Consider the following 19,907-nt stretch of genomic DNA (forward strand, 5'->3'; position numbering starts at 1 on the left):
GGCATCTGTGCGCTGACATTTAAAAGCGATTCAGTCTCATCTGGCATGTTATATTGTTTCAATATCGACATTGGAACGCTCTATCATGCCGTCTCGAAAAATCGCTCCCCTGGCCGGCCTGGCCTTGGGTTTACTGCTGGACCCCGCCTTCGCCGAAGAAAACACCCTGGAACTCGATACCATCAGCGTCACGTCTGATGCCTATGAGTCCGCCACCGGCCCGGTCGATGGCTACCGGGCCACCCGTTCGACCAGCGCGACAAAAACCGACACGGCCCTGCGCGACATCCCACAGTCCATCAGCGTAATTCCCGCTACGGTGCTCAAGGACCTAGGCAGTACCAATGTGGAACGCGCTCTGGAATTTGCCGGCGGTGTGTCCAAGCAAAACAACTTCGGCGGCCTCACGCTCTACGAATACAGCGTGCGCGGTTTCACTACGTCGGAGTTCTATCAGGACGGTTTCAGCGCCAACCGTGGCTACCCGAGCACACCGGATGTGGCCAACATCGAACGCATCGAAGTGCTCAAAGGTCCCGCTGCCAGTTTGTACGGGCGCGGCGATCCGGGCGGCACGGTCAATATCGTTACCAAAAAGCCCCAGCCGCAAGCCTTCACCACCCTGCAAACCAGTGCCGGCAGCTGGGACCGCTATCGCACCGCCCTGGACGTCAACACTCCGCTGGACGCCGAAGGCAATCTGCTGTCACGGGTCAATCTGGCCGTGGAAGACAACAACAGCTTCCGTGATCACGTCGAAAGCAAGCGCGTGTTCGTCGCGCCTTCATTCAGTTGGCAACTGAGCCCGGACACCAGCTTGCTGGTAGAAAGCGAATTCGTGCGCCACAGCTCCACCTTCGATCGCGGCATCGTCGACGCACCCGGGGTATCACGCTCCACTTTCCTCGGCGAACCCAACGACGGCGACATCGACAACCACAACAATCGCATCCAGGCCACCCTGGAACATCACCTCAACGATGCCTGGAAACTGCGCCTGGCCAGCCACTACAAACAGGGCAGCCTGTGGGGCGACGCGTCGGAAAACCGGGCCCTGAACGCCGACGGCCACACCCTCAACCGGCGCTACCGCGAGCGCTCCATGGGCTGGCACGACAGCATCACTCAGTTGGAACTGCGCGGCCTGTTCGACATCGGCAGTTGGCAGCATGAACTGCTGGTGGGCACCGAATACGAGGACTACCGCAAGAACGAACGCGTTACCGCTATCGCGGGCAGCTACCCCATCGACCTCTACAACCCGGTCTACGGCCAGCCAAAACCCAACGGCACACGCTCCGGTACCGACTTCTTTGAGCAGACCAAAAGCCACGCGCTCAACCTGCAAGACCAGATCGTCTTTACCGACCGCCTGCGCGGCATGATTGGCGCGCGCTTTGAGCATTTCGAGCAAACCGTCGACGACTTCACCCGTAACGCCCCACCCAGCCGGCAAACCCACGACGCGCTCACCCAGCGCGCCGGCCTGCTTTACCAGCTCACGCCCGAAATCGGCGTGTTTGCCAACGCCTCGACCTCGTTCAAGCCCAACAGTGGCCTGGACGCCACCGGCAATACCTTCAAGCCTGAGGAAGGCGTGGGTTATGAAGTGGGGGTCAAGAGCGAATTGTTCGACGACCGCCTCAGCGCCACACTCGCCGCGTTCCATATCGAGAAGGAAAACGTGCTGGCCCTGGACCCGTCCACCAACCTCAACCGCGCCATGGGCAAGGCCCGTAGCCAAGGTTTCGACCTGCAACTGACCGGGCAAGTGACCGATGCCGTGCGAGTGATCGGCGCCTTCGCCTACATCGACGCCGAAGTGACCAAGGGTGACAAAACCATTCCAACGGGCAGCCGCATTCTTGGCGTGGCCAAGCGCAGCGGCAGCCTGTTGGGCGTGTATGAGTTCCGGGATGGCGCATTGCGCGGCTCAGACCTGGGCGCGGCGTTCACCTACGTGGGCGACCGCTCCGGCGAGGCCGGGGGCAGCTTCGAACTGCCCGCCTACCACACCGTGGATTTACTGGCTCATTACAAAGCCACTGACAACGTGACCGTGGGCCTGAACCTCAACAACCTGTTTGACGAGAAGTACTACGAGCGGTCCTACAGCAACTACTGGGTCAACCCCGGTGAACCGCGCAATTTAACGGTTAGCCTGACCCTAAAGCTCTAACACAAATCAAACATGTGGGAGGGAGCAAGCCCCTCCCACATTTGGATCTGCGCCAGGTTCAATTACAGGGAAAGAGGTGCTCTTTCACACAGCGTATTGAGCGCCGCCGCCCACTGCGGGTCATCATTCAAACACGGCACCAACACCAACTCCTCCCCCCCCGGCCTCGCGGAACTGCTCCCGCCCGCGATCGCCGATCTCTTCCAGGGTCTCGATGCAATCGGCCACAAACGCCGGGCACATCACCAGCAGCTTTTTCACGCCTTGCCGGGCCAGTGCATCCAGGCGCGCCTCGGTGTAGGGTTCGATCCACTTCGCACGGCCCAGGCGCGATTGGAACGCCACCGACCATTTGCCGTCAGGCAAGCCCAAGCGCTCGGCAACGTCGCGAGCAACGCTGAAGCATTGCGCCCGATAGCAGGTGGCGAGCACCTCGGCAGAGGCGTTTTTGCAGCAGTCGGCGTCCTTGAAACAATGCTGGCCGGTGGGGTCGAGCTTGGTGAGATGACGCTCGGGCAAGCCGTGGAAACTCAACAGCAAATGATCGTAGTCCTGCTCGACATAAGACCGTGCGCTCGCCGCCAGGGCATCCAGGTATTCCGGCTGATCGTAGAACGGCTGCAGGATCGAGAATTGCACATTGAGTTTTTTGTCCTGCACCACGCGGCGCGCCTCTTCGATCACCGTGGTGACGGTGCTGTCGGCAAATTGTGGGTACAGCGGCGCCAGGGTGACGTTCTGAATACCCTGGGCGGCCAGACGGGTGAGGGTCGTTTCCAGGGACGGCTCGCCGTAGCGCATCGCCAACTCCACGGGCCCCTGGGTCCACTGGGCGGTCATCTGCTGTTGCAGGCGGCGGCTGAGCACCACCAGCGGCGAGCCTTCATCCCACCAGATCGACGCATAGGCATGGGCCGACTGCTCGGGGCGCTTGATCAGGATCAGCGACACCAGCAAGCGCCGCACCGGCCACGGCAGGTCGATCACGTAAGGGTCCATCAGGAACTGATTGAGGTAGCTGCGCACATCGGCCACCGAAGTGGAGGCCGGTGAACCCAGGTTGACCAGTAACAACGCGTGATCCGTCATGCAACATCCTATGGCTAGAGGCGGCTGGACAGGTCGTCCAGAGCCGCGCGCAACTCAGTGAACTGAAAAGTGAAACCGGTGGCCAGCAAGCGTTCGGGCACCGCCTTCTGCCCGCCCAGCAACAAGCCGGACAACTCCCCCAAGCCAACCTTCAAGGCAAACGCCGGCATCGGCATGAATGCAGGGCGATGCAACACCTGGCCCAGGGTCTTGGCGAACTCGCGGTTACGCACCGGGTGCGGCGCGCACGCATTATAAGGACCGCTGGCGTCATCCTTGTGCAGAAGAAAATCAATCAGGGCGATTTGATCCTTGATATGCACCCATGGCATCCACTGCCGCCCATTGCCGATAGGCCCGCCCAGCGCCAGTTTGAAGGGCAGCAGCAACCGCGACAAAAAGCCGCCCTCGGCCGCCAGCACCAGGCCGGTGCGCACCAGCACCACACGAATACCCAGGGCTTCGGCGCGTTGAGCGGTTTCTTCCCAGGCGATGCACAGCTGACTGGGAAAATCGTCCAGTACCGGGCCGCCGGCCTCGGTCAATTCACGTTCGCCACCGTCGCCGTACCAACCCACCGCCGAGCCGGACACCAACACCGCCGGTCTTTGCGCAAGGCGCTCCAGCCACGCCAGCAGGGTTTCAGTGAGCCCGATACGGCTACTCCACAACAACGCCTTGCGCTTGTGGGTCCAGGGGCGGTCGGCGATGGGCGCGCCGGCCAGATTGACCACCGCATCCACGACGCCGATCACCTCTTCCAGGCGCGCAACCCCCAACACCTGCGCACCGCACAAGGCGGCAACGCGTTCAGGTTGACGGCTCCATACGGTCAGGCGATGCCCCTGGGCCAGCCAGTGTCGGCAGAGTTGGCGGCCGATCAAACCCGTACCGCCGGTCAGCAAAATATGCATGGGATCTTCCTCATGTAACGTTCGCCGCCCGTCATTGGTCTATTTTATAAGCAGGGATCAACTTAATCGGGCGCGGCCTTTGTTTAGGCATCAGGTTTAAGTCTTAGCTTAACCATAGGTCACGCCACACGTTCAGGCACGCCAAAACTTATACCAAAAAACGAGATTGTACAGCTATTGGTGTCGGCGTAGTCTGTACCCAACGGTAAAACGAGGCCTCCCATGACTGTCCCCATCGCGATCATCGGTACCGGCATAGCCGGTCTCTCCGCCGCCCGAGCGCTTAAAGACGCCGGGCATGTCGTACAACTCTTCGATAAAAGCCGCGGCAGTGGTGGCCGCATGTCCAGCAAGCGCAGCGATGCCGGCGCACTGGACATGGGCGCCCAATATTTCACCGCCCGCGACCGGCGCTTCGTCAACGAGGTGCAACGCTGGCAGAGCAACGGCTGGGCCGAGCAGTGGAAACCGCAGCTGTACAATTTCAAGTCCGGCCAGCTCACGCCCTCCCCTGATGAGCAGATCCGCTGGGTCGGCACGCCGCGCATGAGCGCCATTACCCGCGCCTTGCTCGACGACCTGCCCGTGGAGTTCGGCTGTCGCATCACCGAGGTGTTCCAGGGCGCACAACATTGGAACCTGCTCGACGCCGACGGCGGCAACCATGGCCCCTTCAGCCATGTGGTCATCGCCACACCGGCACCCCAGGCCACCACTCTGCTGGCTGCAGCGCCCAAACTGGCGAGCGCCGCCGCCGGGGTAAAAATGGACCCGACCTGGGCCATTGCGCTGGCCTTCGACAAGCCGCTGGACACGCCGATGGAAGGCTGTTTCGTACAAGACAGCCCCCTCGACTGGCTGGCGCGCAACCGCAGTAAACCGGGGCGTGACAGCACCCTCGACACCTGGGTGCTGCACGCCACCAGCGCCTGGAGCAAAGCGCACCTGGACCTGCCCAAGGAAGCCGTGATCGAGCACCTGCACGGCGCCTTCGCCGAGCTGCTGCACAGCGCCATGCCCGCGCCGTCGTTCAGCATGGCGCACCGCTGGCTCTACGCCCGACCGTCCGGCGCCCACGAGTTTGGCGTGCTGGCCGATGCCGACCTGGGCCTATACGTGTGTGGTGACTGGTGCCTCTCCGGCCGCGTGGAAGGCGCCTGGCTCAGCGGCCAGGAAGCCGCCCGACGCTTGACGGAACACCTGCAATGAACCGCATCAACCCGGCAAAACTGCTGCTGTCGAAGTGGACGGCAGCCCGCCCCTTGCGCAAGGAAAAACACTTTCTGGTCACCGAGTTGTTTCGCGATGAGGAAGGCACCGTGCTGGAAATCGAGCTGCAAGCCGTCCTCACCCGCCGCGGCGAACGCCTGCCGTGGCAAACGCTGCAGAACGCCGACGCGTGGAAAATGGGGTGGAAATAGCCTCAACGCACAAACCTGTACAAATAATTTGACTTGTACAGCTTCAAACCTATGATAAGACCTAGTTGTACAGCGACTTTAGTTTGTACAGGAATCTTGCAGAGGTTTGCTTATGTCCACTCCCGCGAAACCGAAGATCGGCATCAGCGCCTGCCTTTTGGGCGAGAACGTGCGTTTCAACGGCGGACACAAACAATCCCTGCTGTGCAGCCAGACCCTGGCTGACTATTTCGACTTTGTGCCGCTGTGCCCTGAAGTCGCCATCGGCCTGGGTATCCCTCGCGAGACCATTCGCCTGGTGGGCGACGCCGCCAACCCACAGGCCGTGGGCACCGTGCACCGCGAGCTCAACGTGACCCAGCCGCTGGATGAATACGGTCAGCAAATGGCGCGCGAACACACCGACCTGTGCGGCTACATCTTTATGCAAAAGTCGCCGTCCTGTGGCTTGGAACGGGTCAAGGTTTACCGCGACAACGGCGCGCCGGTGGACGGCGGTGGGCGCGGCATCTACGCCCAGGCGTTCTGTGCCCGGCACCCCCACCTGCCGGTCGAAGAGGATGGCAGGCTGAATGACCCGGTATTGCGGGAAAACTTCCTGACACGCGTCTTCGTCTACGCCAGTTGGCAACGCTTGCTGGCCGAGGGCCTGACCCGTCATCGCCTGCTCGCATTCCACTCGCGTTACAAATACCTGCTGATGGCCCACAGCCCGGCGCATTACAAAAGCCTCGGCCACCTGCTGGGCAGCATGGACAAACACATCGACCTTAAAGCACTGGCCACCGGCTACTTTGGCGAATTGATGGCCGGGTTGAAAAAGTGCGCCACCCGCGGCACCCACACCAATGTGCTGCACCACATCAGCGGTCATCTCAAACAGGTGATCAGCGCCGACGATAAACAGGAAATGCAGGCGCTCATTGGCCAATACCGCCACGGCATCGTGCCACTGGTGGTGCCGCTGACCCTGCTCAAGCATCACTTTCGCCAACACCCGGACCGTTACATCGCGCAGCAGGCCTACCTGCAACCGCACCCGGAAAATCTCAGCCTGCGTAATGCGATCTAGACCATGAAAGCCGCCTTGCAAGACGAACCCGGCGAAGACATCGCCCAAGCCCTCCAGGACGGCTGGTTGCCGATCCGTGAAGTGGCGCGCCAGACCGGCGTCAACGCCGTGACCCTGCGCGCGTGGGAACGCCGCTATGGCCTGATCGTGCCCCAGCGTACGCCCAAGGGTCATCGGTTGTTCAGTGCCGAGCACGTGCAACGCATCCACGCCATCCTGACCTGGCTCAATCGTGGCGTGCCGGTCAGCCAGGTGAAACACCTGATCGACTCCGCCCAAACCAGCCCCGACGCGGTCGAAAATGAATGGCATGCCCTGCGCCAGGCCCTGGTGCAGGCCATCGGCGAACTGGCCGAACGCCGGGTCGACGACGCCTTTAACCAGGCCATGGCGCTGTATCCGCCGCGCACCCTGTGCGAACAATTGCTGTTGCCGTTGATCAACGAACTGGAGCAGCGCTGGCAAGGCCAGTTCGGCGCACAGATGGAACGGGTGTTTTTCCTGTCGTGGCTGCGCAGCAAATTCGGCGCGCGCATCTACCACAACAACCGTCAGCTACAGGGCCCGCCGCTGTTGCTGGTCAACCAGTCCGACCTGCCGCTCGAGCCGCACCTGTGGCTCAGCGCCTGGCTGGCCAGCAGCGCCGACTGCCCGGTGGAAGTGTTCGATTGGCCGCTGCCCGCCGGCGAATTGGCCCTGGCGGCGGAGCATCTGCAACCGCGTGCGGTGCTGCTGTATTCAAGCAAGGCCCTGCACCTGCCCACGCTGCACAAACTGCTGGGCGGCGTCAGTTGCCCAACGTTGATCGTCGGGCCGACCGTGTGTATCCACCAGGCCGAGTTGGCCGTGCTGACCCGTGACAACCCAACACTGTCCGTCGCCGAAGACCCCTTGTCGGCCCACCAGTTGTTGCTCCAGCGTGGACTCCTGTAAATGCACCTGATCTGGCTGCGCACCGACCTGCGCCTTCACGACAACACCGCCCTGGCCACCGCGAGCCAGCGCGGCCCGGTTGCGGCCGTGTACCTGATCACGCCCGAGCAATGGCTGGCCCATGACGATGCGCCGTGCAAAGTGGACTTCTGGCTGCGCAACCTGCAGCACATGAGCCGGGCCCTGGGCGAGTTGAACATTCCCCTGCTGATCCGCAGCGCCGCCACCTGGGACCAGGCGCCCGGCGTACTCAGCGCACTGTGCCGGGAGCTGTCGGTAAAGTCGGTACACGTCAACGAGGAATATGGCATCCATGAAAGCCGCCGCGATGCGGCAGTGGCCCAGCAATTGGAAGCCTGCGGCGTGACCTTCCACAGTTACCTGGACCAATTGTTTTTCCAACCGGGCAGTGTGCTGACCAAGACCGGCACTTATTTCCAGGTGTTCAGCCAGTTCCGCAAGGTCTGCTACGCGCGCCTGCACAGCGCCTTGCCGCCTATCATCGCGACGCCGAAAGCCCAGCCGAAACTCGACCTCGCCAGCGACCCGGTTCCGACAACCGTCGACGGCTTCGAGCCGCCGAGCGCCACCCTGCGCGCGCTGTGGCCCGCAGGCGAGGACGAAGCCCGTCGCCGCCTCGACGCCTTTGCCGACCAACAGATCAGCTACTACAAAGACGAACGCGACTATCCCGCCAAGCCCGGCACCAGCCAACTATCGGCGTACCTCGCCGCCGGCGTGGTTTCGCCGCGCCAGTGCCTGCATGCGGCATTGCAAAGCAACAGGGGCGAGTTCGAGAGCGGTGACATCGGCACCATTACCTGGATCAACGAGCTGCTCTGGCGCGAGTTCTACAAGCACATTCTGGTGGGCTACCCACGGGTCTCGCGCCACCGCGCATTCCGCCCCGAGACCGAAGCCGTGGCCTGGCGACAGGCGCCCAAGGACCTCGCCGCCTGGCAAGAAGCGCGCACCGGCCTGCCGATCATCGACGCAGCCATGCGCCAGCTATTGGAAACCGGCTGGATGCACAATCGCCTGCGCATGGTAGTGGCGATGTTCCTGACCAAGAACCTGTTGATCGACTGGCGTGAAGGCGAGCGCTTTTTTATGCGCCACCTGATCGACGGCGATCTGGCGGCCAACAACGGTGGCTGGCAATGGAGTTCGTCCACCGGCACCGATTCGGCGCCCTACTTCCGGATTTTCAGCCCCTTGAGCCAGTCGGAAAAATTCGACAGCGAAGGCCTGTTTATCAAGCACTGGCTGCCGGAGCTGGCCGCATTGAATAAAAAGGAAGTCCATAACCCCGAGGCCGCCGGCGGTCTGTTTGGCGTGGCGGATTACCCACGCGCCATCGTCGACTTGAAAAAATCCCGCGAGCGCGCCTTGGCCGCTTTCCGCAGCCTGCCTTCACGCCAGGAGGTGGCCGAGCATGAGTGATTTCCTGCGCCGCTTCGCCCACACCTTCGCCACGCTGGACAAGCACAACCTGCACCTGCTCGACAGCTTGTACAGCAAGGACGTCGCCTTCACCGACCCGCTGCATGAGGTCCACGGCCTGACGGCGCTGCACCGTTACTTCGAAACGCTGTACAGCAACGTCAGCCAGCTGCGCTTCGATTTTCATGGCTTCGATCAGGTGGCCGAGGGCGAAGGCTACCTGCGCTGGAACATGAGTTTTTGCCACCCGCGCCTGGCCAAGGGCCAAGTCATACGGGTGGAGGGTTGCTCGCACCTGATGTGGCGCGACAAGGTTTACCGCCATCGCGACTATTTCGATGCCGGCGCCATGCTGTACGAACACCTGCCCGTGCTGGGCAGAGTCGTCAGTTGGCTGAAAAGGAGAGTGGGATGAACGCTGTATCACCCCGTCGTTATTGGCTGACCGGCGCCAGCAGTGGCATTGGCGCCGCATTGGCCGTGGAACTGCTCGACAGCGGCGCCCATGTGGCCTTGAGCTCACGCAGCAAAGCGCCGTTGGACGCCCTGGCGCAACGTTACCCTGGCCAAGTGTTGGTAGTGGCCGGCGACCTGACCAACAGCCAGACCGTGCGCGAAATCGGCGAACGGATCGCCGCGGACTGGGGCTCGCTGGATACGGTGATTCTCAATGCCGGCACCTGTGAATATGTCGACGCGCGGCAGTTCGATGCATCCATCATCGAACACGTGGTGCGCACCAACCTGCTGGCCAGCAGTTACTGCATCGAAGCGGCCCTGCCGTTGTTGCGCGCCGGGGTTACCCCGCACCTGGTAGGCGTCGCCAGCGCCGTGACGTACCTGCCGATGCCTCGCGCCGAAGCCTACGGCGCGTCCAAAGCCGGCCTGCGTTACCTGTTCGAATCCCTGCGCATCAGCCTGTCGCCGGAAAACATCGACGTCACGGTGATCAGCCCAGGCTTTGTCGACACCCCGCTGACCGAGCGCAACGACTTCCCCATGCCCCTGAGCTGGCCGGCCGACAAAGCCGCTCGGCATATCTTCGCCAAGCTGGAAAAACGCCCGCTGGAAATCGCCTTCCCGGCGTTGTTTATCGCCACGCTGTGGCCGCTGTCGAAACTGCCCAACCGCGCGCAACTGATCATCGGTAAACGCATGCTGCGCAGCCCGCCACCGAAAAAGGACAACCCGTGAAAATCGCCATTATCGGCAGCGGCATTGCCGGGCTGACCAGCGCCTACCTGCTCAGCCGGCGGCACGACATTACCGTGTTCGAAGCGGGCGACCGCATCGGCGGGCATACCCACACGGTCAATGTCACGGTGGAAGGCAAAAGCTACGCGGTGGACACCGGTTTTATCGTGTTCAACGACTGGACCTACCCCAACTTCATTCGCCTGTTGGGGCAAATCGGGGTGACGTTCAAACCTACCGAGATGAGCTTTTCGGTGTGCGATGAAAGCACGCGGTTCGAGTACAACGGCAACAACCTCAATAGCCTGTTCGCGCAGCGGCGCAATCTCTTGTCGCCGGGCTTCTGGGGCATGTTGCGCGATATTCTGCGCTTCAACCGCGAGGCGCCGCGAGACTTGCAAGAGCAGCGCATCAGCGCCGAGATGACCTTGGGCGATTACCTTGCCGCCGGCGGCTACGGCGAGCGCTTTGTGCGGCATTACATCGTGCCGATGGGCGCGGCGATCTGGTCGATGTCCCTGGCCGACATGCTGGGCTTTCCCTTGCAGTTTTTCGTCCGCTTCTTCAAGAACCACGGTTTGCTCTCGGTCAACAATCGCCCGCAGTGGTGCGTGATCGAAGGCGGCTCCTCCTGCTATATCGAACCGTTGACCCGCAGCTTTCGCGAGCAGGTACGCCTCAATTGCCCGGTACACCGGGTTGAGCGCAACGCAGACGGGGTGATTATCCACAGCGCGGCCGGCACCGAGGCGTACGACAACGTGGTGTTCGCCTGTCACAGCGACCAGGCACTGGCGTTGCTCGGCGACCCAAGCCAGGCCGAGCAGGAGATCCTCGGTGCCCTGCCCTACGCTGACAACGACGTGGTGCTGCACACCGATACACGCCTGTTGCCCGACCGCAAACTGGCATGGGCCAGCTGGAACTACCGGCTGAGCGGCCCTGCCCAGGCCCAGGCGGCCGTGACCTATGACATGAACATCCTGCAAGGCATCGACAGCGCCACGACCTTTTGCGTGAGCCTGAACCAGACAGCCATGATCAACCCGTTGAAGATCCTTGCGCGCTACACCTATGCCCACCCGCAATACAGCCTGGCGGCGGTGGCCGCGCAAAACCGCTGGGAAGAACTGGCGGGCGCGCAAAACACCTTTTATTGCGGCGCCTATTGGGCCAATGGTTTCCATGAAGACGGCGTGGTCAGCGCCTTGCGCGTAGCCCGAGCCTTTGGAGAGGCCCTGTGAACAGTGCCTTGTACAGCGGCTGGATCGCCCATCGCCGGTTTGCGCCCAGGGCCCACGCCTTTCGCTACCGCATCGGCCTGCTGTACCTGGATCTAAGCGAAGAAGAGCACGTACTTGGGCTATCGCCCCTGGCCGGACGCAGCCTGTTCGCGCCTTTTGGCTTTCGCCAGCAGGATTACCTGCGTGAATTGACGCGCCACGGCATGAGTTTGAGCGATGCCGTGCGCCAGGAAGTCGGCAAGGCCCTTGGGCATGCGCCCCAGGGCGTTATCTGCCTGCTGACCCAGGCCCGCAGTTGGGGCCTGGCTTTTAACCCAGTGAGTTTCTTCTATTGCTTCGAGGCCGATGGGCAATTGGCCGCGATCCTCTGTGAAGTGACCAACACCCCATGGCGCGAGCGCTACCACTACGTGCTGCCGGCCCAAGCCCTGGGCGCGGATGAACACCAGCATTTCGCCGTGGCCAAGGCCTTTCATGTGTCGCCGTTTTTACCGCGCGACCTGGAATACCGCATGAGCTTCAGCCTACCCGCTGCCCGGCTCGGCGTGCACATGGCCGACTGGCAGGGCGAGCTGAAAATCTTCGACGCCACCCTGAGCCTGCAAAAACACACACTGAACCGCGCCAGCCTGCATCGCTACTTGTGGCGTTTTCCGTGGATGACCGCCAAGACCTGCCTGGCGATTTATTGGCAGGCGCTGCGCCTGCTGCTCAAACGCACACCGATTTTTCCCCACCGGGCCGCCGATGGCGCCTCTCGCACAGCCGTCGGTTACACCAAGGATCGCCGCCATGAAACCCCCTAGCTTATCGGTCAAGGCCAACCGCCTGAACGTCAACGGCATGACTACCGCGCTGCTGCGCAAGGGTGTGCTGCGTCAACTCAACCAATTGCGCCACGGCCAACTGGTGGTGATTGAAGACGGCGAACGGCAAATATTCGGCGCACGGGAAGCGCATTTGCTGGGAGAGATCCAGATCCTCGACCCGGCCGTATGGGGCCTGGTGGCAGCCAACGGTTCCATTGGCGCCGGCGAAGCGTTTATCCATGGGTACTGGACCAGCCCGGACTTGACCGCCGTGGTGCGCGTGATGGTCAGCAACCTGGACGTACTCGACGCAATGGAAGGTGGCCTGGCGCGCCTGGCTCGGCCATTGACCCAAGGCCTGCACTGGTTGAACCGCAATACACGCAAGGGCTCGCAGAAAAACATCGCCGCCCACTACGACCTCGGCAATGACCTGTTCGAAGAGTTTCTCGACCCGACCATGATGTATTCGGCGGCGCAATTCTTGAGCGCCGACGACACGCTGGAACAAGCGCAACTGAACAAACTGGAGCGCATCTGCCAGAAACTCGCGCTCAAACCCACCGACCACTTGCTGGAAATCGGCACCGGTTGGGGCAGCATGGCGCTATATGCGGCGCAGCATTACGGCTGCAAGGTCACCACCACGACGCTGTCCAAGGAGCAATTCGCCTACACCGAACGGCGCATCGAAGCCTTGGGCTTGCACGGCCAGGTCACGCTGTTGCTGCAGGACTATCGCGACCTGACCGGCCAGTACGACAAGCTGGTGTCCATCGAGATGATCGAAGCGGTGGGCCATCGCTTTCTGCCGACCTACTTCAAACAATGCGCGCATCTGCTCAGGAACGACGGCTTGATGCTGCTGCAAGCCATCACCATCCGCGACCAGCGGTTCGAGCAGGCCAAGAACAGCGTCGACTTTATCCAGCGCTACATCTTCCCCGGTGGCGCGCTGCCGAGCGTGCAGAACATGCTGCATATCGTCAGCCGTGACACCGATATGAACCTGCTGCACATGGAAGATTTCGGCCTGCATTACGCGCGAACCCTGCGCCTGTGGCGTGAGAACTTTCGCCGCGCCCACGGCCGCCTCGCGGAACTGGGCTATGACGAGTACTTCCTGCGGCTGTGGGAGTTTTACCTGTGCTACTGCGAAGGCGGCTTTATGGAGCGCACCATCGGCACCGCGCAATTGCTGTTGGCCAAGCCCTCGGCGATCAACCCGCCGCTGCTGGGACGCTTCGATGCTTAAAAACCTGGCCAATGCCGTGCTGTTCCAGTGCGGCTGGTTTGCCTGTGTGCTCGGCGGTGACAGCCTGTGGCTGCTGGTGGGGGTGGCGGCGCTGGTCATTCACCTGTTGTGGATAAGTTCGGCCGCCGAGGATGGCGTGTTGATTATCAGCGTCACGCTGGCAGGCACGCTGCTGGACACGCTGCTACGTAGCCTGGGCGTGTTCCACTTCAGCGAACCGGGGCCATTGATTCCGTTTTGGCTGATGTTGCTGTGGGCGTTGCTGGCGACCACGTTGCACCATTGCCTGGCCTGGAGCGCTCGGCCCTGGTGGTGCGCCGCCCTGCTCGGCGCGATGGGGGGGCCGTTGTCCTACTACGCCGGGAGCCAGCTGGCAGGCGTGCAGTTCGGTTTCGGCCTGGGGCCGACGATGGCCGGGTTGGCCGTCATCTGGGTCTGGGTTTTCGTCGGGCTACACCGGCTGGCGCGCTGACGTCCGTCAGAGCATTCATACGCACAGCATCGGCTTGCCTTACACTGCGCGCCTATGACCAACATCCCCCACACCCAAATCACCGAACCCGCCGTCACCTGCTCAACGTGCGCCGCCTGCTGCTGCCAGCTGGAAGTCATGTTGATCACCGACACCGGCGTGCCGGAGCGCTATATCGACACGGACGATTGGGGCGGCGAAGTGATGCTGCGCCTGGACGACGGCTGGTGCGCGGCGCTGGATCGGGACACGATGATGTGTACGATTTATGAACGGCGGCCGCTGATTTGCCGGGAGTTCGAGATGGGCGCGCCGGAATGCCTGGAAGAGCGCGAAGGAATCGCCACGGCCTACCGCTGATCTAAAACTTATGGAGATCAAATGTGGGAGGGGGCTTGCTCCCTCCCACAGGAGACCTGCAGTGTTGTGAGGAATTACAACGGCAGGGTGTAGTGCAGCGAGTAGCTCTCGACCCCATCGTTATGACTGCTGATGCCGGCGTTGGAGTAGTGCGTGGCGCGAATGCCCACTTCATGTCCACCGGTAAACCGCAGGCCGAACCCCAGGCGGTCTTCGAACTGGAAGGCCTGCCCGATGTTGTTGTCTTCCAGTTGGGTACGGGAGAACACCGCCACGCCGATCCCGGCTTCGATGTAGGGTTTGACCGATTGCCCGGCAAACTCGTACACAAACACCGGCGAAAACGACAGGCTGCTGGCACCGGCACGCTCGTCGCCATCCCAGTAGGTGTAGGCGCCGCTCCAGTAGCCGGTCAACCGGCCCACGTCGCTTTGCCACCAGCTTTTATCCCACTCCGAAGTCAGCCCCAACCGATAGGTCATGGTGGAGTCGCTGGTGCTTCCCACCCCCAATTCCAGGCCGGCAGCCTGGGCTGAAACCGAGTGTCCCACCACTACGGCTGCGATTGCAGCCAAACAGAACAAGCGCTTCATAAGAAACAATCCTTTGAAAACGAAGTTGTATGGTTTTGTACAGGCCATCTCGCTATAGAAGCTGACCCACAGCCAGAAGTTCAGCGACGTTTCACGAAATTTTCACGAATCGAAGCTTCGCACAACTCCGGAATGTTTCCATAGTGTCGGTAGGATATTTCTGAGATGACGCACATCGCCGCTGGTCCAGAACTGTGCGGGCTCGGGCGGGCCGACCGCCAGCAGGTCGCGCTCGCCCAGCAAGCGCTTGAGCTGGCGGGCCACGGCGGCGCCGGTGTCGATGAGGATGATGCTGGGGGGCAGCATCTGTGCCAGCAGGGGCTTGAGGAAGGGATAGTGGGTGCAACCGAGGATGATGGTGTCGCAACCGGCACTGAGCAGCGGGCGTATATAGCCCAGCAACAACTGGCGCAGGGCCCGGCTGTTCAGGTCGCCGGTTTCAATCAATTCCACCAGGCCCGGACATGGCTGGGTGATCACTTGCACATCGGTGGCGAAACGGTCGAGCAAGGCTGCGAACTTGGCGCTTTGCAGGGTGCCGGTGGTGGCCAGCACGCCGACCACACCACTGCGGGTAGCGGCAGCGGCGGGTTTGACGGCGGGCTCCATGCCCACCAGTGACCAGTCGGGGTAGTCCTGGCGTAAATCGGCCACTGCCGCGACGGTGGCCGTGTTGCACGCGATCACGAATGCCTTGGCGCCTTTCGCGCGGAAAAACTCGGCCACCCGCCGCGAGCGTTCAAGAATGAATGCGGGGGTTTTCTCGCCGTAGGGGATATGCCCGCCATCGGCGACATACAGCAGTGATTCGTGGGGCAATAGTTGCTGGATTTCATCCAGCACCGACAAGCCGCCGACACCGGAATCGAACACACCGACCGGCGCGCCCTTAACCATGCTGCGTCCCGCAGACGCTGCAACCTGGGTCACGCTTGACGCGCAACTCGCGAAAGCGCGTGGTCAAGGCATCAATCAGCAACAAGCGGCCCACCAGCGGCTCGCCGAAGCCGGCCAGCAGCTTCAAGGCTTCCAGCGCTTGCAGGCTGCCCACCAAACCGACCAGCGGCCCTACCACGCCGGCTTCGCTGCAGGTGAGCTCGGTGTCGCTGCCGTGCCCATATAAACAGTGGTAACACGGGCTGTCGGCGCGGCGCGGGTCGAACACCGACAATTGCCCCTCCAGGCGAATCGCCGCGCCGCTGATCAAGGGCGTGGCGCCAGCGACACAGGCCGCATTGACGGCTTCGCGGGTGGAGAAGTTGTCGCTGCAATCGAGCACCACATCCACCGCTGCCACGGCCGCCGCCAGGGAGTCCGCATCGAGTGCGCGGCGATGAGGAACCAAGGCGATGTCCGGGTTGATCGCCGTCAGGCGGCGCATGGCCGAATCGACCTTGGCCTGCCCGACACTGTCGGTGTCATGGATGATCTGGCGTTGCAGGTTGGTCAGGTCAACCGTATCGAAGTCGGCCAGATGCAACTCGCCCACGCCGGCGGCCGCCAGATACAGCGCCACGGGCGCGCCCAGGCCACCCAGGCCGACAATCAACGCGCGGGCGTTTTTCAGACGCAGTTGGCCGTCGATGTCGACATGCTGCAACAGAATCTGTCGGCTATAGCGCAACAGCTCTTGGTCGGTCAGCACGGCCGGTGCCCCAACGTGATGCGTTCGTGGCCGCCCAGATCGATGCGGCTATGCACGTCGTCAAAGCCCTGGCTCAGTAACAGATCGCGCACGGCCAGAGCCTGGTCGTAACCGTGTTCGAGCAGTAGCCAGCCACCGGCATTCAAGTGGGCCGGAGCCTCTTTGATGATCAAGCGCAGGTCGTCCAGGCCATCATGGCCCGCTACCAGCGCGCTGGCCGGTTCGAAACGCACATCGCCCGCCGCCAGGTGCGGGTCGTTATCGGCGATGTAGGGCGGGTTACTGATGATCAGGTCATAAGTATGACCTTGCAGGGCGCTGAACCAATGGCTGTTGAGCACCGTGGCGTTGTTCAGGTGTAGGCGCTGGCGGTTGCGTTCGGCCAAGGCCACTGCCTCCAGCACGCGATCAACGGCCGTGACCCGCCAGGCGGGACGCTCGCTGGCCAGGGCCAATGCAATGGCGCCGCTGCCGGTGCCCAGGTCGAGGACCTGGGTGGGCGTGGCCGGCAATAATTCCAGCGCCGCTTCCACCAGCAATTCGGTGTCCGGACGCGGGATCAGCGTGTGCGGCGCGACCTCCAGGTCGAGTTTCCAGAAACCTTGCTGGCCAAGAATGTAAGCCACCGGCTCGCCGGCGCGGCGGCGTTGCAGGTAGCCGGCGAAGGTCAGCGCATCTTCGCTGCTGACGATTTTCTCCGGCCAGGTGTGCAGGTAGCTGCGCGATTTTCCCAGGGCAGCGGCCAGCAGCAATTCGGCGTCCAGGCGCGCGGTGGGCGAGTCCGGCAGGTCGGCGGCGCGCAATAGGCTGGCGATGATGGTCATTTATTCACCTATCGCCGCCAATTGATCGGCCTGGTATTCGGCGAGCAGCGGCTCGATCACCGCATCGACGCCACCGGCGAGGATCTCGTCAAGGGAGTAAAGGGTGAGGTTGACCCGGTGGTCGGTGACCCGGCCCTGGGCGAAGTTGTAGGTACGGATGCGCTCGGAACGGTCGCCCGAGCCCACCAGCAATTTACGCTCGCTGGCAATCGCATTGGCGGCGGCGCTGGTCTGCTGGTCGTTGAGCTTGGCCGACAGCCAGGACATGGCGCGGGCACGGTTCTTGTGCTGGGAACGTTCTTCCTGGCACTCCACCACGATGCCCGACGGCAAGTGGGTGATGCGGATCGCCGAATCGGTTTTGTTGACGTGCTGGCCACCGGCGCCCGACGAGCGGTAGGTGTCGACGCGCAGGTCCGCCGGGTTGATCTCGATCGCTTCCTGCTCATCCGGCTCGGGCAATACGGCCACCGTGCACGCCGAGGTATGGATGCGGCCCTGGGATTCGGTCGCCGGCACCCGCTGTACACGGTGCGCGCCGGATTCGAACTTCAGCTTGCCGTAGACATTCTCGCCTTCGACCCGCGCGATGACTTCTTTATAGCCCCCGTGCTCGCCTTCGTTCTCGGACAGGATCTCCACCCGCCAGCCACGCCGCTCGGCATAGCGCGAATACATGCGGAACAGGTCGCCGGAAAAAATCGCCGCCTCGTCGCCACCGGTGCCGGCGCGTATTTCGAGGAACACGTTGCGCCCGTCGTTGGGGTCCTTGGGCAGCAACATGCGTTGCAGGTCGCCTTCCAGCTCGGCCAGTTTGTCCTTGGCTTCGCGGACTTCTTCCACGGCCATTTCGCGCATGTCCGGGTCGCTGTCCTTGAGCAGCGCCTGGGCACCTTCAAGGTCGGCCTGCACTTTCAGCAAGTTTTTGTAGGTCGCCACGACAGGCTCGACTTCGGCGTATTCCTTGGAATAAGCGCGGAACCTGGCCTGATCGGAGATGACCTCGCCATCGCCGAGCAAGGCGGTCAGTTCTTCGAAACGGTCCTGGAGCACGTCCAGTTTATTGAGCAGTGACGCTTTCATTGCGGTTTTTTATCCGAAGAGCTTTCTGACGCGCCCTCACCGAGGGCAAAGAGTTCCTGGGCCATGGCCAACGCATCGAGGCGGCCTTCGGCGGTAAGCTTTTTCAATTGCACGCTGGGCGCGTGGAGCAGCTTGTTGGTAAGGCCGCGAGCCAGTTGCATCAGCACCTCTTCGGCGCTGCTGCCGTTGGCCAGCAAGCGCTGAGCCTTGAGCAACTCCTCGTCGCGCAGGCGTTCACCCTGCTGACGATACGCCTTGAGCACGTCCACCGCCGCCAGTTCACGTAAGCGCACCATGAAGTCTTCGGCGCCGGTGCTGACCATTTCCTCGGCGGCCTGGGCAGCGCCCTGGCGGCTCTTGAGGTTTTCGGCGACCACTTCATGCAGATCATCGACGCTGTAGAGGTAAACGTCGTCCAACTCGCCGACTTCGGGCTCGATATCCCTGGGAACGGCGATATCCACCATAAAGATCGGCTTGTGCTTGCGCAGCTTCAGCGCGCTTTCCACCGCGCCCTTGCCAAGAATAGGCAATTGGCTGGCGGTGGAGCTGATCACGATATCGCTTCGCACCAGCTCGGCCGGAATATCCGCCAGCAGCACGGCGTGGGCGCCAAACTGTTCGGCCAGGATGCTTGCGCGCTCCAGGGTGCGATTGGCGACCACGATGCGCTTCACACCCAGATCATGCAGGTGGCGGGCCACCAGAGTGATGGTTTCACCGGCGCCGATCAGCAAGGCCTGGCTGCGCTGCAAGTCGCTGAAAATCTGCTTGGCCAGGCTGACGGCGGCAAACGCCACGGACACTGGGTTTTCGCCGATGGCGGTGTCGGTGCGCACCTGCTTGGCCGAATTGAACGTGGCCTGGAACAGGCGACCCAGCAGCGGGCCGACGGTACCGGCCTCACGCGCTACCGCGTAGGCGGACTTCATCTGGCCGAGGATCTGCGGCTCGCCGAGTACCAGCGAATCGAGACCGGCAGCCACACGCATCATGTGACGAACTGCCGCATCGTCTTCGTGCACATAGGCACTGGCGCGCAGGTCATCGAGGCTTAAATGGTGATAATCCGCCAGCCAGCGCAAGACGACATCCGCGCTGAGATGTTCCTGCTCTATATAAAGTTCGCTGCGATTGCAGGTTGAAAGGATCGCAGCTTCGCGGCTGTCGGTGAGCCGGCAGAGCTGCTGCAAGGCCTCAACCAACTGCTCTGGGGTAAACGCCACGCGCTCGCGCACGTCTACGGAGGCAGTCTTGTGGTTAATACCGAGTGCGAGGAAGGCCATTCAATATCGCTGATGATGTCGGGAAGCCGACAATTGTCCTACTTCGAAAGATTCAGAACAACCACCGTCGTCTATTGTCCCTATACCTTGT

General features: G+C 62.2%; 20 protein-coding genes and 1 pseudogene. 13 read left to right on the forward strand and 8 right to left on the reverse strand.

What is annotated here, in order from left to right; all coding sequences use genetic code 11:
• Window positions 1–85: 85 nt before the first annotated feature.
• Window positions 86–2,179, forward strand: coding sequence for a TonB-dependent siderophore receptor (locus AB4N98_RS08765; protein ID WP_065877325.1), 2,094 nt, complete (start codon window positions 86–88; stop codon window positions 2,177–2,179).
• Between the two features lie 62 nt (window positions 2,180–2,241).
• Here the strand turns inward: AB4N98_RS08765 and hemH are convergent.
• Both hemH and AB4N98_RS08775 read right to left on the reverse strand, forming a co-directional pair.
• Window positions 2,242–3,268 (reverse strand): annotated as a pseudogene (hemH, locus tag AB4N98_RS08770) (ferrochelatase).
• A gap of 14 nt (window positions 3,269–3,282) precedes the next feature.
• On the reverse strand, window positions 3,283–4,182 hold the full coding sequence (locus AB4N98_RS08775; RefSeq protein ID WP_017529893.1) for a TIGR01777 family oxidoreductase: 900 nt from the start codon (window positions 4,180–4,182) through the stop codon (window positions 3,283–3,285).
• Window positions 4,183–4,404: 222 nt separating this feature from the next.
• Here AB4N98_RS08775 and AB4N98_RS08780 point away from each other — a divergent pair, with 222 nt between their 5' ends.
• From AB4N98_RS08780 to AB4N98_RS08835, 12 genes are all read left to right on the forward strand, one after another.
• Window positions 4,405–5,391, forward strand: coding sequence for an NAD(P)/FAD-dependent oxidoreductase (locus AB4N98_RS08780; RefSeq protein WP_065877327.1), 987 nt, complete (start codon window positions 4,405–4,407; stop codon window positions 5,389–5,391).
• Window positions 5,388–5,603, forward strand: coding sequence for a TIGR02450 family Trp-rich protein (locus AB4N98_RS08785; RefSeq protein ID WP_137219984.1), 216 nt, complete (start codon window positions 5,388–5,390; stop codon window positions 5,601–5,603). The genes AB4N98_RS08780 and AB4N98_RS08785 overlap by 4 nt, the downstream gene beginning before the upstream one ends.
• Window positions 5,604–5,715: 112 nt before the next feature.
• Window positions 5,716–6,675: a YbgA family protein gene (locus AB4N98_RS08790; protein ID WP_017529896.1), complete on the forward strand. Its 960-nt coding sequence runs from the start codon at window positions 5,716–5,718 to the stop codon at window positions 6,673–6,675.
• A 3-nt stretch (window positions 6,676–6,678) separates the two neighbouring features.
• Entirely contained in the window at window positions 6,679–7,608 is a 930-nt protein-coding gene (locus AB4N98_RS08795) for a MerR family transcriptional regulator (protein WP_068935955.1), read from the forward strand.
• Window positions 7,609–9,051 (forward strand): deoxyribodipyrimidine photo-lyase, encoded by a 1,443-nt coding sequence (gene phrB, locus AB4N98_RS08800; RefSeq protein ID WP_017529898.1) that lies wholly within the window; start codon window positions 7,609–7,611, stop codon window positions 9,049–9,051.
• Window positions 9,044–9,466, forward strand: a complete 423-nt coding sequence (locus AB4N98_RS08805) for a nuclear transport factor 2 family protein (protein WP_017529899.1) — start codon at window positions 9,044–9,046, stop codon at window positions 9,464–9,466. Before phrB ends, AB4N98_RS08805 begins: the two co-directional genes overlap by 8 nt.
• Window positions 9,463–10,245, forward strand: a complete 783-nt coding sequence (locus AB4N98_RS08810) for an SDR family NAD(P)-dependent oxidoreductase (protein ID WP_017529900.1) — start codon at window positions 9,463–9,465, stop codon at window positions 10,243–10,245. The genes AB4N98_RS08805 and AB4N98_RS08810 overlap by 4 nt, the downstream gene beginning before the upstream one ends.
• Complete coding sequence (locus AB4N98_RS08815) at window positions 10,242–11,489, forward strand: NAD(P)/FAD-dependent oxidoreductase (protein ID WP_068935958.1); 1,248 nt, start codon at window positions 10,242–10,244, stop codon at window positions 11,487–11,489. Before AB4N98_RS08810 ends, AB4N98_RS08815 begins: the two co-directional genes overlap by 4 nt.
• Window positions 11,486–12,295, forward strand: coding sequence for a DUF1365 domain-containing protein (locus AB4N98_RS08820; protein ID WP_068935959.1), 810 nt, complete (start codon window positions 11,486–11,488; stop codon window positions 12,293–12,295). Before AB4N98_RS08815 ends, AB4N98_RS08820 begins: the two co-directional genes overlap by 4 nt.
• Window positions 12,282–13,553 (forward strand): SAM-dependent methyltransferase, encoded by a 1,272-nt coding sequence (locus AB4N98_RS08825; RefSeq protein WP_137219986.1) that lies wholly within the window; start codon window positions 12,282–12,284, stop codon window positions 13,551–13,553. The genes AB4N98_RS08820 and AB4N98_RS08825 overlap by 14 nt, the downstream gene beginning before the upstream one ends.
• Window positions 13,546–14,025 (forward strand): DUF2878 domain-containing protein, encoded by a 480-nt coding sequence (locus AB4N98_RS08830; RefSeq protein WP_460149372.1) that lies wholly within the window; start codon window positions 13,546–13,548, stop codon window positions 14,023–14,025. The genes AB4N98_RS08825 and AB4N98_RS08830 overlap by 8 nt, the downstream gene beginning before the upstream one ends.
• Before the next feature lie 54 nt (window positions 14,026–14,079).
• Window positions 14,080–14,385: a YkgJ family cysteine cluster protein gene (locus AB4N98_RS08835; protein ID WP_017529905.1), complete on the forward strand. Its 306-nt coding sequence runs from the start codon at window positions 14,080–14,082 to the stop codon at window positions 14,383–14,385.
• Window positions 14,386–14,459: 74 nt separating this feature from the next.
• On the opposite strand, the gene AB4N98_RS08840 is transcribed toward AB4N98_RS08835, so the two are convergent.
• From AB4N98_RS08840 to hemA, 6 genes are all read right to left on the reverse strand, one after another.
• Window positions 14,460–14,978, reverse strand: a complete 519-nt coding sequence (locus tag AB4N98_RS08840; RefSeq protein ID WP_065877333.1) for an acyloxyacyl hydrolase — start codon at window positions 14,976–14,978, stop codon at window positions 14,460–14,462.
• 102 nt (window positions 14,979–15,080) lie between these two features.
• Window positions 15,081–15,875 (reverse strand): glutamate racemase, encoded by a 795-nt coding sequence (gene murI, locus AB4N98_RS08845; protein WP_460149373.1) that lies wholly within the window; start codon window positions 15,873–15,875, stop codon window positions 15,081–15,083.
• Window positions 15,868–16,623 (reverse strand): molybdopterin-synthase adenylyltransferase MoeB, encoded by a 756-nt coding sequence (locus tag AB4N98_RS08850; protein WP_017529908.1) that lies wholly within the window; start codon window positions 16,621–16,623, stop codon window positions 15,868–15,870. Before AB4N98_RS08850 ends, murI begins: the two co-directional genes overlap by 8 nt.
• Complete coding sequence (gene prmC, locus AB4N98_RS08855; RefSeq protein ID WP_065877335.1) at window positions 16,617–17,447, reverse strand: peptide chain release factor N(5)-glutamine methyltransferase; 831 nt, start codon at window positions 17,445–17,447, stop codon at window positions 16,617–16,619. The genes AB4N98_RS08850 and prmC overlap by 7 nt, the downstream gene beginning before the upstream one ends.
• The gene (gene prfA / locus AB4N98_RS08860; protein ID WP_017529910.1) at window positions 17,448–18,530 is read right to left on the reverse strand and encodes a peptide chain release factor 1; all 1,083 of its coding nucleotides are present in this window, start codon (window positions 18,528–18,530) and stop codon (window positions 17,448–17,450) included.
• A complete protein-coding gene (hemA, locus tag AB4N98_RS08865) occupies window positions 18,527–19,816 on the reverse strand; it encodes a glutamyl-tRNA reductase (protein ID WP_065877336.1) in 1,290 nt (429 codons plus the stop codon). Before hemA ends, prfA begins: the two co-directional genes overlap by 4 nt.
• Window positions 19,817–19,907 lie beyond the last annotated feature (91 nt).

It is taken from the genome of Pseudomonas sp. S3_E10 (assembly GCF_054667615.1).

Excerpts from the sequence above, each read along its gene's own strand:
- AB4N98_RS08840 (WP_065877333.1), bottom strand. The coding sequence starts at position 14,978 with ATGAAGCGCTTGTTCTGTTTGGCTGCAATCGCAGCCGTAGTGGTGGGA.
- AB4N98_RS08825 (WP_137219986.1), top strand. The coding sequence starts at position 12,282 with ATGAAACCCCCTAGCTTATCGGTCAAGGCCAACCGCCTGAACGTCAAC.
- AB4N98_RS08775 (WP_017529893.1), bottom strand. The coding sequence starts at position 4,182 with ATGCATATTTTGCTGACCGGCGGTACGGGTTTGATCGGCCGCCAACTC.
- prfA (WP_017529910.1), bottom strand. The coding sequence starts at position 18,530 with ATGAAAGCGTCACTGCTCAATAAACTGGACGTGCTCCAGGACCGTTTC.
- AB4N98_RS08780 (WP_065877327.1), top strand. The coding sequence starts at position 4,405 with ATGACTGTCCCCATCGCGATCATCGGTACCGGCATAGCCGGTCTCTCC.
- AB4N98_RS08765 (WP_065877325.1), top strand. The coding sequence starts at position 86 with ATGCCGTCTCGAAAAATCGCTCCCCTGGCCGGCCTGGCCTTGGGTTTA.
- AB4N98_RS08805 (WP_017529899.1), top strand. The coding sequence starts at position 9,044 with ATGAGTGATTTCCTGCGCCGCTTCGCCCACACCTTCGCCACGCTGGAC.
- AB4N98_RS08790 (WP_017529896.1), top strand. The coding sequence starts at position 5,716 with ATGTCCACTCCCGCGAAACCGAAGATCGGCATCAGCGCCTGCCTTTTG.
- AB4N98_RS08785 (WP_137219984.1), top strand. The coding sequence starts at position 5,388 with ATGAACCGCATCAACCCGGCAAAACTGCTGCTGTCGAAGTGGACGGCA.
- phrB (WP_017529898.1), top strand. The coding sequence starts at position 7,609 with ATGCACCTGATCTGGCTGCGCACCGACCTGCGCCTTCACGACAACACC.
- murI (WP_460149373.1), bottom strand. The coding sequence starts at position 15,875 with ATGGTTAAGGGCGCGCCGGTCGGTGTGTTCGATTCCGGTGTCGGCGGC.
- AB4N98_RS08835 (WP_017529905.1), top strand. The coding sequence starts at position 14,080 with ATGACCAACATCCCCCACACCCAAATCACCGAACCCGCCGTCACCTGC.
- hemA (WP_065877336.1), bottom strand. The coding sequence starts at position 19,816 with ATGGCCTTCCTCGCACTCGGTATTAACCACAAGACTGCCTCCGTAGAC.
- AB4N98_RS08830 (WP_460149372.1), top strand. The coding sequence starts at position 13,546 with ATGCTTAAAAACCTGGCCAATGCCGTGCTGTTCCAGTGCGGCTGGTTT.
- AB4N98_RS08795 (WP_068935955.1), top strand. The coding sequence starts at position 6,679 with ATGAAAGCCGCCTTGCAAGACGAACCCGGCGAAGACATCGCCCAAGCC.
- prmC (WP_065877335.1), bottom strand. The coding sequence starts at position 17,447 with ATGACCATCATCGCCAGCCTATTGCGCGCCGCCGACCTGCCGGACTCG.
- AB4N98_RS08810 (WP_017529900.1), top strand. The coding sequence starts at position 9,463 with ATGAACGCTGTATCACCCCGTCGTTATTGGCTGACCGGCGCCAGCAGT.